10 protein-coding genes are annotated in these 13,934 nt (G+C 60.3%); 3 read left to right on the top strand and 7 right to left on the bottom strand.

The genetic code is table 11. The features are described 5' to 3' along the window. Positions 1 to 61 precede the first annotated feature (61 nt). The 5 genes from ACYZT1_RS13965 to glgA are packed head-to-tail and all read right to left on the bottom strand — an operon-like array spanning position 62 to position 8,645. Complete coding sequence (locus ACYZT1_RS13965) at positions 62 to 394, bottom strand: DUF2934 domain-containing protein (RefSeq protein ID WP_462015308.1); 333 nt, start codon at positions 392 to 394, stop codon at positions 62 to 64. Between the two features lie 21 nt (positions 395 to 415). Further along, positions 416 to 3,181, bottom strand: a complete 2,766-nt coding sequence (locus ACYZT1_RS13960; protein ID WP_462015307.1) for a malto-oligosyltrehalose synthase — start codon at positions 3,179 to 3,181, stop codon at positions 416 to 418. Then, positions 3,178 to 5,256 (bottom strand): 4-alpha-glucanotransferase, encoded by a 2,079-nt coding sequence (gene malQ / locus ACYZT1_RS13955; RefSeq protein ID WP_462015306.1) that lies wholly within the window; start codon positions 5,254 to 5,256, stop codon positions 3,178 to 3,180. The genes ACYZT1_RS13960 and malQ overlap by 4 nt, the downstream gene beginning before the upstream one ends. Beyond that, positions 5,253 to 7,046 carry a malto-oligosyltrehalose trehalohydrolase gene (gene treZ, locus ACYZT1_RS13950; protein ID WP_462015305.1) on the bottom strand — a complete coding sequence of 598 codons (1,794 nt, stop codon included), beginning with the start codon at positions 7,044 to 7,046 and terminating at the stop codon, positions 5,253 to 5,255. Before treZ ends, malQ begins: the two co-directional genes overlap by 4 nt. 12 nt (positions 7,047 to 7,058) lie before the next feature. Then, entirely contained in the window at positions 7,059 to 8,645 is a 1,587-nt protein-coding gene (gene glgA / locus ACYZT1_RS13945; RefSeq protein ID WP_462015304.1) for a glycogen synthase GlgA, read from the bottom strand. A gap of 576 nt (positions 8,646 to 9,221) precedes the next feature. Here glgA and ACYZT1_RS13940 point away from each other — a divergent pair. Together ACYZT1_RS13940 and nudC are read left to right on the top strand one after the other, a co-directional pair. Continuing rightward, a complete protein-coding gene (locus ACYZT1_RS13940) occupies positions 9,222 to 10,034 on the top strand; it encodes a crotonase/enoyl-CoA hydratase family protein (RefSeq protein ID WP_462015303.1) in 813 nt (270 codons plus the stop codon). Between the two features lie 6 nt (positions 10,035 to 10,040). Next, a complete protein-coding gene (nudC, locus tag ACYZT1_RS13935; protein ID WP_462015302.1) occupies positions 10,041 to 10,871 on the top strand; it encodes an NAD(+) diphosphatase in 831 nt (276 codons plus the stop codon). Here the strand turns inward: nudC and ACYZT1_RS13930 are convergent. Both ACYZT1_RS13930 and ACYZT1_RS13925 read right to left on the bottom strand, forming a co-directional pair. Beyond that, a complete protein-coding gene (locus ACYZT1_RS13930) occupies positions 10,839 to 11,618 on the bottom strand; it encodes a TSUP family transporter (protein ID WP_462015301.1) in 780 nt (259 codons plus the stop codon). The two genes, nudC and ACYZT1_RS13930, sit on opposite strands and share 33 nt — an antisense overlap. Positions 11,619 to 11,885: 267 nt before the next feature. After that, positions 11,886 to 12,362, bottom strand: a complete 477-nt coding sequence (locus ACYZT1_RS13925) for a nuclear transport factor 2 family protein (protein WP_462015300.1) — start codon at positions 12,360 to 12,362, stop codon at positions 11,886 to 11,888. A 194-nt stretch (positions 12,363 to 12,556) separates the two neighbouring features. Between ACYZT1_RS13925 and pssA the strand changes: the two genes are divergently transcribed. Continuing rightward, positions 12,557 to 13,900: a CDP-diacylglycerol--serine O-phosphatidyltransferase gene (pssA, locus tag ACYZT1_RS13920; RefSeq protein ID WP_462015299.1), complete on the top strand. Its 1,344-nt coding sequence runs from the start codon at positions 12,557 to 12,559 to the stop codon at positions 13,898 to 13,900. Positions 13,901 to 13,934 lie beyond the last annotated feature (34 nt).

Genomic DNA, 13,934 nt, shown 5'->3' with positions numbered 1-13,934 from the left:
AGCGAAGCCTCGGTGGCGAGCGTGCTCGCCACGAGTCATTCAGGACACAGTATTGAGGGCGTCAGACTGCTGGCGGTTTACGCGCAGCGCGAGGCTTTTTATCCGCTGCTTTTTCGCCAGGCGGAACCACTGAAGAGGCCGCTGCTGGTTTCCTGGCCTTGGCTTTCGGCTCGGCGCCCTTGCCGTCGATCACGTTGCTATCCGCTTTCTTCACCGGCGTTTTTCCCGCCGATTTGCTGCCGGCAGCTTTGGGCGATTTGCTCGGCGCCAGCGCTTCGGCTTCAGCCAGCTTGCGAGCCATCTCCCAATGGCGGGCTTCCTGGCCCTCTGGTTTCCCTTCCGACTCCCAGATTTGATAGGCAAATTCTCGAACGCGTTTATCGTCAGTACTCATCGCATTGCTCCTGAACTCAACTCAAACTTTGATAAAAACGTTGACTGGGAAATTCCCCAGCGCTGCGCTGATGGCCAGCTCTCTGTGTTCTGTGACTGCGGCACTGCTGAAAAGTCCCTTCAGATTTTCGCCGCAAGCCGTGAACGGTAACTGCACCCGAGTATCGCCCCACTGCCGCGCATCAATGTGCGGCTCGCCACAATCGTTCAGCAATTGGGCACAGCGGACCGGCACAATCACGATGGCGGTTTTGCCTTCCAGCGATCGCGCAAAAGCAAGCACACGATGTGCATGGCTGCCGACCACTTCCAGCGCTTCATAGCTGCCGTGTCTGAACAGTTCGGCATGCTCGGCGCGCAGTTGCAGGGTGCGTTGGATCAGGGTTTGCTTGATTCGCCCGTCCCGCCACTGGCTGAGCAATTCCGGCAGCTGTGCAGGCGCCTGCGCGGCCTGCTGCCGACTGGCGTAATCCACTGGGCGACGGTTGTCCGGATCGACCAGCGAGAAATCCCAGTACTCGTTGCCCTGGTACAAATCGGGAATGCCTGGCACGGTCATGCGCAGCAAGGTTTGCGCCAAACCGTTCAGGGCGCCGGGGGCGGCGAGGGCGTTTGCAGCTTTGCCGATGGCGGTGCGCAGCGGCTCACCTTCGGGGCTCAGCAACAGTCGTTGCAAGAATTGTTGCGTGGCTTGCTCATAAGCATCGTTCGGAGCGCTCCAGCTGCTTTGCAACTTGGCTTCCCGCAGGGCTTTTTGCTGCCACTGCCAGACGCGTTGATTGTAGGCTTCAAGCGCGGCGTGATCGTCGCTGCGCAGGTCCAGCGGCCAGCTGCCAAGCAACGCCTGATAAAGAAACAGTTCATCACCCGTCGAGGGCATTTGCTCATCAGTGCGTAGCGCACGGGCGAGGGTTTGCCACAACGGAACCTGTTCGGCATACCACGCGCTGCGCTCGCTCAATACCGCCAACCTGGCGCGGGTATCCTCGCCGCGTTTGTGGTCGTGGGTCGCAGTGGCCAGCAGGTTGTCCGGGAACTCTTGCATGCGATTGAGGCAAGCCGCATGGAAATCCGCGATGGGCGCGCTGAACTGTTCCGTGCTGAAGCCAACATCGTTGCGCGACAGCAACACCGCCGAACGATAGAACGCCGTGTCTTCGACAGCTTTCGCAGCTGCTGGCGACGTCAATTGCTGAAAGCGCACGCAGGCGTGTTTGAGGATCTTGCGCGAGCGACCCACCGGCCGCTTGCGCCACGGTTCACCGCCGAGCCAGCGGGCCAGACAATCCAGTACGGGCCAGTCGGCCTCCCCGAGCGTTTGCCGGGCACCCTCCATGGCTTGCTGGAAAAACACGTCGTCTTCAGCGGATCGGCCACGAGGGCTGATGTAAGTGCGGTACACCGGAAAGTGCACGATCAGTTCCTGCAACGCCCGGCGAATGGCGCCCAAGGTCAAGTCGCGCGTCATCAGGTCATCGCGGGCCACTTGCAGCAAGGCCTGTGCAACGCTTTCAAAGTCCCCGGCGAGCGAGCCATTGAGTATCTGTTGCCGTGCCTGATGCGCTTCCTGCAGAAAGTGCGCAGGGCGCTGGCTGAAGCTGCTCCACAATTCACCGAGAGTTTCGGCGCCTGCCGGGTCGTGTTGCAGCAGCGACACCTGGTTCATGAATTCATAACCGGTGGTGCCATCCACCGACCAGTCGCGGTGCAGGGTTTCGCCTTCGCCGAGAATTTTTTCCACGTAGATCGGCAAATGCCGATCCGGGCACAGGCTGTCGACCCGGCGGCGCAGTTTGCGGCAGTAACCGCGCGGGTCCGCCAGACCATCGATGTGGTCGATGCGCAGCCCGTCAATCAGGCCCGCGGCAACCAGCTCGAAAATTTTCGCATGAGTCGCCTCGAACACGGCAGGGCGTTCTACCCGCAGACCCCCCAATTCGTTGACGTCGAAAAAGCGCCGCCAGTTGATGTCGTCGCCCGCCGTGCGCCAACTCGCGAGGCGGTAGCTTTGGCGTTCGAGCAACGCGTGCAGGCGTTCGAAGCCTTCGCTCTTGAGCGAGTCGTAGGCGCTCAGGGAATGCTCGATGAGTTGCAGAATCGCCGGATCGCTCGCCAGTTCGCGCAGCTCATCCTTCAACGGCGTCGCCAGGCTGTGAGCGTCGCTTTGGAAATTCAGGGCGCTGAAACGCTCCGCCAGGGATTTGAGCGCTTCGTTATCGACGCGTAACAACTCGCCGTAATTCTTCGGGCAGATGGGGAAGTGGTGATCGTAATGCTCGACATAAAACGCGCCGCGTTGCGCGTCGAAGCGCAAATGCAGCGTGCCGTCCTGCAAGGCGACGCCGTAGTCGCTGCCCAAAAACGGCAGCAACAACTGGCCTTCCATTAGCGGGTCGGGCGAATGCCACTGAATGTCGAAGAATTCACCGTAGGGGCTCAGGCGTCCCCATTCCAGCAAATCCTGCCACCAGGGATTATCACCGCCGCCGACGGCCATGTGGTTGGACACGATGTCGAGGATCAGCCCCATGTTCTGCTCGCGCAGTGCGGCGACCAGTCGGCGCAATGCCGGCTCACCGCCCAGCTCGGGATTGACCTGGGTCGGGTCGACCACGTCATAACCGTGCATGGAACCTGCACGGGCGGCGAGCAGGGGCGAAGCGTAAATATGGCTGATGCCCAGGCTGGCGAAATACGGTACTAGCGGCACCGCTTGATCGAGGGTGAAATCTTTATGAAATTGCAGGCGCAAGGTTGCCCGCAGTGGTTTAACACATGCTTGATTCATCGGTCACGCTCAGCTGCTTGAAGTCGCGCACAGGCGAGCAATTCCAGACGCCGTGCGGCGTCCGGGTCATCCAGTAAGGTTTCGCTGTCGCCCGGCAGGCGCCGCGACCAGTTAGGGTGTTCGTTGGTGGTGCCGGGCAGATTGGCCTGCTGTTCGATACCCAAGGCATCTTCCAGCGGCAGCAACACCAGGGGTGCGGGCGTGTGGCCCAGGAAACGAATGGTGGCGTCGAGCACCTGATCGGTTTCATGGGACTCTTCACGGAAGTTTTGCGGGTCTTCGGCGAGCACACGGCGCAGGCCTTCACGCTCGCGTTCGCGATGCTGGCGCCATTCGATTTCGCCTTGCGCGTCGACCAGCCCCAAACGGGCATTCCAGTCGATGTCGTGACCGTGCCACCAGCCGTTGATGGTCGGCAGGTCATGGGTGCTGGTGGTCGCCAGCGCGTTGTCCGGCCAGTCGAGTGTTGGCTTGAAATGGGTATTGTCCTGCTCGAACAACATCACGCGCATGCCCAGAATCGAACGGTCAATGAGCTTTTCCTGCAGACCTTCAGGCACGGTGCCGAGGTCTTCGCCCAGAACAATCGCTTGATGACGATGGGATTCGAGCGCGAGCAGGCGCAGCATGTCGTCGATCGGGTAATAAAGGTACGCGCCATCGGCGGGCGGCGCACCGTTGGGAATCACCCACAGCCGTTGCAAGCCCATGACGTGATCGATGCGCAAGCCACCGGCGTGGGCAAAGTTTGCCCGCAGCATTTCGATAAACGCCCGGAACCCATGACGCACCAGACCTTCGGGGGAGAACGCGGAGATTCCCCAGCCCTGGCCGCTGCGATTGAGAATATCGGGTGGTGCGCCAACGGTCAGCGCCGCGAGTAGTTCGTCCTGGCGACTCCAGGCCTGGCTGCCACCACCGTCGGCACCCACCGCCAGATCGGCGATCAGACCGATACTCATGCCGCCACTGCGGGCGGCGGTTTGCGCGCGCTCCAGGCAACGGGTAATCAGCCATTGGCAGAACGCGAAGAACCCGATGCGTCCAGCGTTCTCTTCGGCAAATTCGGCGAGTGCATTGCTGCGCGGGTCCTGCCATTGCTCGGGCCACTCGCGCCAGTCCAGGCTTTCGCCCTTGGCGGCGCGGGCCTCTTGAATGGCCTCAAAGCGGCAATGATTTTCCAGCGCTTCGCCGCCGGCATGACGGAAACTGCCGAAATCTGCATGCAGCGGGTGTTCGCCCTGAACGAAGCCTTCGTACAACGCTTGCAGCACCCGATGTTTGGCCTGCGCAGCGACCGGCCAGTCAATCAAGGGCAGTGCTTCGAGTTCCTGAAGTTGCGCGGCAAGGCCTGTCGCATCGATTGCGGTGCGCAGGGCCCGTTCGCCGAGAATGGCGCCGGGTGCGGCGTACAGGCTGTTGAGAAACAGGCGACTGGAGGGCGAATACGGGCTGTAGCGATGGGTGTCACTGCTGAACATCGCGTGCATCGGGCTGATCGCCAGCGCATCGGCACCGCGTTCGCCGGCCACTCGGGCGAGATTTTCCAGCGCCTGGGTGTCGCCGAAACCGCCGTCGCCGGCACGCCGTAGCGAGTAAAGCTGCACGCTCAGGCCCCACGCCCGGGGCAAAGGATTTTCCACTGCGTCGCCCACGCTGTAGCAACGCTGCGGCGCGACGGCCAGGGTAAATTCCTGATCGTCGATACGCACGTTCTGATAACCGACCGGGATCAAACCCGGCAGAATCGCTTCGGTGTCCAGTTTCAAGTCAATGCGTGAACCGTCTTCGAGATGGATTTCACATGGAGTCTGCGGCGCGAAGTACCGTGAAAGATCAAGGCCGACGCCGACGTCAGCGGTCAGCAACGGCGGCAGGTGCCGGGTCTGTTGCACGGCTTGCAATTCGAGCAGGCTGGCGTCGATTTCCTGCGCCGTGCTGGCAGGGTGGCCAAGCCCGGTCAGGACATTTCGCAGTACAGCTGGAGCGACTTTCTGTTGGCGGCCGTTGGCGTCGATCCAGTCGACCGCCAAGCCAGCCTGGCTGGCGAGTATTTCCAGTTGCGCATCACTCATTGGCGCTCTCCATCCGGGGGTAGCAAAAGGGCTGCGGCCGTGAGGCTGACCAGCGCGCTATACGGGGCAAGCATGCCCTGATCCAGCAGGCCGAACGATTGCGGTGGATGTTCGAATATCCGCAAAGCGTCGGTCTGTGGGGAGTGGACCACTGCCGTATCGCTGAGGTTCAGGTCGATTCGCAGCTCACTGCCATTGCCCAGGCGCCAGCGTGCGGACACCGCGCCTTTGGCCAGCACGTCGGCGCCGAGGGCCTCTGCGTCGGTCAGATGCGGCACGATGTGTTCGCGGCGCAGTTGCAGCAATTGCCGATAAAGGTCCCGGGTTGCGCAAGGGCGCTCACGCAAGTCAGGGCGCGATGCCTCGAAGGTTTCCCGAGCGTTTGGATCGGGAATCCGCTCGCGCTTTTCGGGATCGGCAAAAGCGCTGAACGCGGAGAATTCATTGCGTCGTCCCTCCCGGACCAGTTCAGCCAGCTCACCGTGGTGGCTGGTGAAAAACAGGAAAGGTTGCGCCGCTGCGAACTCATCGCCCATGAACATCAGCGGGATCATCGGCGACAGCAACAGCAGCGCAGTCGCAGCTTTCAAGGCGTCCGGGTGAGCCAGTTGAGGCAAACGCTCGCCAAAGGCGCGGTTGCCGATCTGATCATGGTTCTGCAGGAACAGCACAAAAGCGCTGGGGGGCAGGTGCCCGCTGGGTTCACCGCGAGCTTCACCGTGGCGATTTGTGTGGCCCTGAAACACGAAACCCTGGCTCAAGCAACGTGCGAGCTTTTCTGTCGTGTCGTCGGCGTAGTCAGCGTAATAAGCGTCTGTCTCACCGGTCAGCAGGACGTGCAAGGCGTTGTGGCCGTCGTCGTTCCATTGCGCGTCAAAGCCTTCCTGCAACAGGCTGGCCTGATTGTGCTCATTCTCGACGGTAAGCCAGACGTGCCGTGCGGGGTCGACTTGCTCACGCACTCGTTCCGCCAGCTCTTGCAGAAAATCCGGGCTCTTGATGGCGTGCACAGCATCGAAGCGCAGGCCGTCGAAGCGATACTCCAACAACCACATCAACGCGTTGTCGATGAAAAAGTCGCGCACTTCGCGCCGCTGGAAATCGATCGCTGCACCCCAGGGGGTGTGCTTGTCTTCGTTGAAGAACCCCTTGGCGTAACGGTGCAGGTAATTGCCGTCCGGCCCGAAATGGTTGTAAACCACGTCAAGCAGCACCGCCAGACCATGGCCGTGGGCCGTGTCGATCAAATGTTTGAGTTGCTCGGGGGTGCCGTAAGAGGCTTGAGGCGCGTAGGGCAGGACCCCGTCATAGCCCCAGTTGCGGTCACCGGGGAATTGCGCGATGGGCATCAGTTCGATAGCGGTCACGCCTAACTCCGCGAGTCGCGCCAACTGCATTTCGACTTCGCTGTAACCACCGAGCGCACCGACGTGCAGCTCGTAGATCACCGCTTCGTTCCATGGCCGTCCCTTCCAGTTGCGGTGGTGCCAGGAGTAGGCGAGGGGGTCGATCACGATGCTGTGGCGGTCGATGTCGCCGTCCTGGGCGCGGGAGGCCGGATCGGGCACCTCCAGCTCATTGTCAATTTTGAAACGGTAACGCGTGCCGGCGCAGCAGCGCGCCTCGATCACGAACCAGCCGTTGGCCTGAGGCAACAGTGGCAAGGATTGTCCATCTTCCAGTTCGACACTGACAGAATCTGCATCTGGCGCCCACAAGGCAAAACGCGTGTGTTCGGCGTCCAGCATTATTGCGCCGTGGGGCCAGGTCTCTTGGGTCCGTAACGGCATGGGTGAAACCTCTTACTGTCTGTGCGATTTACCGAGCGCTTTAGCGACGAGTTGCTCATAAAGTTCGGCATAGGGTTCTACTGCTTTGCTCCAGTTGAAGGGAGCGGCCATGGCGCGGCAGCGCATGGCATTAAGCAAATCGGGGTAAGCGAAAACCTTGAAGGCCCGGCTCAACGCCTCCTGGTAGCTATCTACCGTGGATTCATCGAACAGGAACCCGGTCACACCGTTTTCAATGGTGTCGGCCAGGCCGCCGGTGTTGCGTGCCACGGGCAATGAGCCGAAGCGCTGCGCGTACATCTGGCTCAAGCCGCAAGGCTCGTAACGCGACGGCATCAGCAGAAAATCGCTGCCGGCAAACATGCGCCGGGCGTCGGTTTCGTTGAAACCAATGCGCACGCCGACCTGGCCCGGGAAGCGCAGGGCGAGTTCGCGCATGGCCTGTTCTTCTTCCGGTTCGCCGCGACCGATGATCGCGATCTGGCCACCGGATTTGACGATGTATTCAGTGACGCCTTCGGTCAGGTCCAGGCCTTTCTGGTAAACAAGGCGCGAAACCACCGCAAACAGTGGGCCTTTGGAATCTTCAAGACCGAACAGATCGCGAACATGCGCCGCGTTGACTGCTTTGCCTTCCCAATCGCCAATCTGAAACGGGCGGAACAGATGCGTATCTGTCGCCGCATCCCAGCTTTCATCGATGCCGTTGGGGATGCCGCTCAGCAGGCCTTGCTGGGTTTTGGCGGCAAGGAAACCGTCGAGGCCGCAGCCGAAGGTCGGCGTGGTGATTTCTTGTGCGTAGGTCGCGCTGACCGTGGTGATGTGGCTCGAATAGGCCATGCCGGCCTTGAGGTACGACATCTTGCCGTAGAACTCCATGCCTTCCTGTTGCAGCGCGTGTGCCGGAATGCCCAGCTCCGGGCAGGAGCCCAAACCGATCACGCCCTGGTAGGCCAGGTTGTGAATGGTGAACAAGGTCGGAGTGCGCTGGCCGCGCCAGTGCATATAAGCCGGCGCCAGACCCGCCGGCCAGTCATGGGCGTGCACCAGGTCCGGGCGCCAGTGGATCTGCGCCAGGTTAGCGGCGATGTCCGCTGCGGCCAGACCCAGGCGGGCGAAACGAATATGGTTGTCCGGCCAGTCGCGACCGTTGTTGGCGCCATAAGGTGAACCTTCGCGCTCGTACAGCTCAGGGCAGATCAACACGTAAATGACCAGACCGTCAGGCATGTCCATGCGCCCGATCTTGCAAGGCGGCAGTGCCGCATGCCCCCCCAGCTCACCGATGATGTGGATCGGGTTCTCGCTGTTCAATACTTGCGGATAGCCGGGAATCAGCACGCGCACATCATGCAGATGCGCCATGGCGCGGGGCAGCGCTGCGGAGACGTCGCCCAGGCCACCGGTTTTCACCAGGTCGGCAATTTCGGAGGTGACGAACAGGACTTTCTTGCGATTCGGATTCCGGCTCGGTGTCGGGGTGAGCATCCGTGCACCGGGAGCAATCACCGGGAGGTTGCTGCTAATGCTCACAGCGCTCGATTCGCCGGCCTGCTGATGAGCACGTTCTCCCTGAATATCTAAAGCCGCACTGATCATTTGAATCTCCCGTGTTATTGATCTGGTTCTGGTCTGGCGAGCAATGGTCCATGGCCGATTCCTGTGGCCGGGCGCAAGCGCGAGGCGCAATCACGCCACGCAAAATTGAGCAAACGCTAACCATGCGCTGAAGCAGAATGGCTGGGGTGCAGGTTGCAAGGATTGCACCAGTGCAACCCACCTACCATTAAGAGGACTGGCCCCGAACGGCAAAAGTTTCGATTATTTTCGCCCTTTCCGGCTGACCGGTTTACGCGCCCGAAACCCAGTCTAGGCCAGAACATAGAGCGGCGCGGTGTGGATGGCTAAATTGTTCGACAATCGGTTTAACTCGGTACGAACGTCCTGCATAAAACGCAATTGCACCGACGAAGAGCAGGTTTTTTTTGTCAGCGAGCTAAAAAGTGACTCATGGGTCATATAGGGGAGCACTGTCGCGCAGGCCGTTTGCACCACCATGACGCACCAATAAGCTGCAACATAAGTCCTGTGTTTGGCCGAAGCGCTGCCTTACTCGCCACTGCCGCACCTTGATATAGTCCAGACCTCGTTTTTGCTCGGTAAAGGATCGCTGCCATGTCTGAATACACCGCGTTCATCGTCGAACTCGCCGATAACATTGCCCATGTGCAAATTAATCGTCCGGAAAAGATCAATTCCATGAACGCTGCCTTCTGGCGTGAAATCATCGAAATCTTCCAATGGATCGATGACACCGACGAAGTGCGCGCGGTAGTGCTCAGCGGTGCCGGCAAACATTTCTCGTCCGGCATCGACCTGATGATGCTCGCCGGCGTGGCTAATGAAATGGGCAAGGATGTCGGCCGCAATGCGCGTCTGCTGCGGCGCAAGATTCTCACCCTGCAAGCGTCTTTCAATGCCGTGGACAATTGCCGCAAACCGGTACTTGCGGCGATTCAAGGCTACTGCCTGGGCGGGGCGATCGACCTGATTGCCGCCTGTGATATGCGCTACGCTGCCGAGGACGCGCAATTCTCGATCAAGGAAATCGACATCGGCATGGCTGCAGACGTCGGCACACTGCAACGCTTGCCGCGGATCATCGGGGACGGCATGCTGCGTGAACTGGCTTATACCGGTCGCACCTTCGGCGCCGGGGAAGCGCGCGAACTCGGCCTGGTCAATCGTGTCTACAGCGACTCGGCCAGCTTGCTTGATGGCGTGATGGGCATTGCCCGCGAGATCGCCAGCAAGTCGCCGATCGCCATTAGCGGCACCAAAGAGATGATCAGTTACATGCGCGACCACCGCATTGATGACGGCCTCGAATACGTCGCCACCTGGAACGCCGCCATGCTGCAATCCAATGATTTGCGCGTGGCCATGGCCGCCCATATGAGCAAACAGAAACCCCAATTTCTGGATTGATTGAACATGACTTCACGCTGGACCACTGCGGTACTGGACACCGATCAACCGGGCGGCTGGGCTGTTGCGCGCAGCCCCGAAGGCTTCCTGTTCGATGACAATGGCGCGCTATTCCCGCGTGAATGGCTCAAGCGGCAGGACTTGTCGGTACTGACCGAACATGGCATCGGTCATCTGGATGGCGAGCCGGTTTACCTGCTGGAGCTGCGTAGTTCCAGCGAGGTACCGGGTTGCAACTGGAAAGGCCTGCGGGCGTTCATGCTCGAAGACGATCACACGCTGTTCAGAGTGCTCGGGTATGCCGCGCAGATCGGCACCTGGGCGCGTGAGCATCGTTTCTGCGGCAACTGCGGGCAGGCCACGCATCAGGTTCCCCGTGAGCGGGCGATGTATTGCCAGCCGTGTGATCTGCGTTACTACCCGCGGATTTCGCCGAGCATGATTGTGCTGATTACCCGCGGCGATGAAATCTTGCTGGCGCGTTCACCACGCTTTGTCACGGGTATCTACAGCACGCTGGCTGGCTTCGCCGAGCCGGGAGAATCTGCCGAGGATTGCCTGATTCGTGAAGTGCGCGAAGAAGTGCAGATCGAAGTCAAAAACATTCAGTACATGGGCAGCCAGTGCTGGCCGTTCCCGCATTCGATGATGCTGGGTTTCCACGCCGAATACGCCGGGGGCGAGATCGTCTGTCAGGAAGACGAGATCGAGGACGCCCAGTGGTTCAACGTGCATGACCTGCCGCCGTTGCCCGCGTCACGCTCCATCGCCCGTTATTTGATCGATGCCTATGTGGCGCGCCGTTTAGGCCACGCTGAACCAGTGTTGCCAGGCTAGACGCACGGTCAGGCCGAGCACCACGGTGATGAATACCGGCCGGATGAATTTCGCGCCGCCGCTGATGGCGGTGCGCGCGCCGAAGAATGCGCCCACCATCACCGACAGGCCCATGCTCAGGCCAATGATCCAGTCCACCTGGCCCGAGAAGATAAACACTGACAACGCCGCAATGTTGCTGACGAAGTTCATGCTGCGCGCGACCCCGCTGGCTTTGACCAGATCGATCGGGTACATGAGCATGCTGCTGACTGTCCAGAAAGCGCCAGTGCCGGGGCCGGCCACTCCGTCATAGAAACCGAGCGTGAAGCCTTGGGTCGACTGCCACTTTTTCTTGATCGGCGCGTCGCTGTCCAGCGGTGCCTTGGGTGTGCCGCCAAACAACAGATAAAGGCCGCAGGCGAAGACGATCACCGGAAGCATCTTGTTCAGCCATTCGGCGGGCAGGTAGTGCGCGACCACCGCCCCGGTCAGCGCGCCGACCAGCGTACCGACGATGGCGTGCACCCACTGCCGGGGATGAAACAGCTTGCGTCGGTAGAACGTGAAACTGGCAGTGGCCGAGCCGAACGTCGAACTGAGCTTGTTGGTGCCCAAGACCAGATGCGGCGGCAGGCCCGCGGTCAACAGCGCAGGCGTCGTCAGCAGCCCCCCGCCACCGGCGATGGCGTCGATGAAACCGGCAATAAAGGCAACGACCGCGAGGATGGCCAGGGTAGTGAGGTCAACGCTGAGTTCGAAAGGCATGGAATCGACTTATTCGGCGGGATGCAGGACTTTGGCTGCGGGGAGGGCCGATATCTTACCCATATCGGAGGTGGGCGGCGACTGCTCCGCCGCCATCGCGGTCAAGCCCGGCTGCCACAGGTCCCGCGTCTGGCCTGATGTTCTTCCCACCACCCCTTCAAGTCTAACCCTACAAGCAAGGCTTGCCCGCGAAGAGGCCCCTTTTCGCAATTATCGCTGCTGACACCCGCCATCGCCGGCAGGTCAGCTCCCACAGACGACGTGTATTTACAACCCCAACTCCGACAGACCCGGATGCTCGTCCGGACGGCGGCCCAGTGGCCAATGGTACTTGCGATCGCTTTCTTTTATGGGCATGTCATTGATACAGGCGAACCGATTCGCCATCAGGCCGTTTTCATCAAACTCCCAGTTCTCGTTACCGTAGGAGCGGAACCAATTGCCCGAGTCGTCATGCCATTCATAGGCGTAACGCACGGCGATGCGGTTGTCGGTGAAGGCCCAGAGTTCCTTGATCAGGCGATAGTCCAGTTCCTTGGCCCATTTGCGCGTCAGGAAGTTTTTCGCTTCTTCACGGTTGTGTGCAAATTCGGCGCGGTTACGCCATTGGGTGTCCAGGGTATAGGCCAGCGAAACCCGTTCAGGGTCGCGGGAGTTCCAGCCGTCTTCGGCCAGGCGGATCTTTTCAATCGCCGATTCACGAGTGAAGGGCGGCAACGGCGGACGAACTTCTGCACTGGGCATATCAATGTCTCCTTATCAAGTTAACGTTGCAGTCAATGATCAACGGGTTACAGGTCCAACAACTTCCCACGTTGATCCCGTTCTTCTGTAGCAGCATAGCTTGCCTCGACGTTGGCCAATACGACACCCACAAGACCCGAACCGATCCATGGTGTAAGCTCTCAAGCTCTTCGGATTCGACCCATGCGAGCCCTATGCCGTCGCTTTTCAAACGCTCCCTGCTGCCTAAACTGCGCAGTTTTCCACTGACCGCCGATGCCGTCACCATCCTCTCTGGCGCTGCCGAATTTCGTCGTTGCCTGCTGGAACGAATCGCCAGCGCGACCCGGCGAATCTACATCGTTGCGCTGTACCTGCAACAGGATGAAGCCGGTCAGGAAATCCTCGATGCCTTGCACGCCGCCAAACTGGCGCGTCCGGAGCTGGACGTGGTGGTGGTGGTCGACTGGTTGCGCGCCCAGCGCGGGTTGATCGGTGCCGGCAAGCAGCCGGGCAATTCGGCGTGGTATCAGGAGGAAACCCGCACACATCAAAGCGAAGTACCGGTATACGGCGTGCCGGTGCAGACCCGCGAACTGTTCGGCGTTTTGCATTTGAAAGGTTTCGTCATCGACGACTGCGTGATCTACAGCGGCGCGAGCCTCAATAACGTGTATCTGCACAAGTTCGACAAGTACCGATACGACCGCTATCACCTGTTGAACAACGCCGCGCTGGCCGATTCGATGCAGCATCTGATTCAGCACGGACTGATCACTTCCAAGGCGGTACATCGTCTCGACCTGCCGAATTTGCCCACCACCCGCAGCCTGCGCAACGACATTGGCGACCTGCGCAGTCGCCTCAAGCACGCAGCGTATGACACCACCAAAGGCAGCACGGACCGGGTTGGCCTTTCGGTGAGCCCGTTGCTGGGCGTCGGCAAGAACAATCCGCTGAGCCGGGTGATCTGCGAGCTGATTGCCAGCGCCAAACATCAACTGACCATCTGCACGCCGTATTTCAACCTGCCGCTGGCCGTGACCCGGGAAATCAATCGGGCGCTGGCTCGGGGCGTGAAAATCGACATCGTGGTCGGCGACAAGACCGCCAACGATTTCTACATCCCGCCCAGTGAACCGTTCAAGGTGATCTCGGCGCTGCCGTACCTGTATGAAATCAGTCTGCGGCGCTTCGCCAAGCGTCACCATCGCAGCGTCGAGAGTGGCGAGTTGAACCTGCACCTGTGGAAGGATGGCGACCACACCTATCACCTCAAAGGCCTGTGGGTCGACGAGCGCTACACCTTGCTGACCGGCAACAACCTCAACCCGCGCGCGTTCCGGCTTGATCTGGAAAACGGCCTGTTGATCGATGATCCGCAGGGCGAAATGCTGGAACCGCGCGCACGGGAGCTGCAGGAAATTTTCCAGCACACCACGCGCATCGAGCGGTATCAGGATTTGCAGACGATGCCGGATTACCCGGCCGGGGTGGCGAAGTTTCTCAAGCGCGTGAGTCGGGTGCGGATTGAGCGCTGGTTGTACCGGATTTTGTAATCCGGCCAGACAGGCGTCGGCAGTGACGACGCTT

Source organism: Pseudomonas sp. PB3P13 (assembly GCF_054897735.1).
This window is presented reverse-complemented; position numbering and strand designations above follow the sequence as displayed.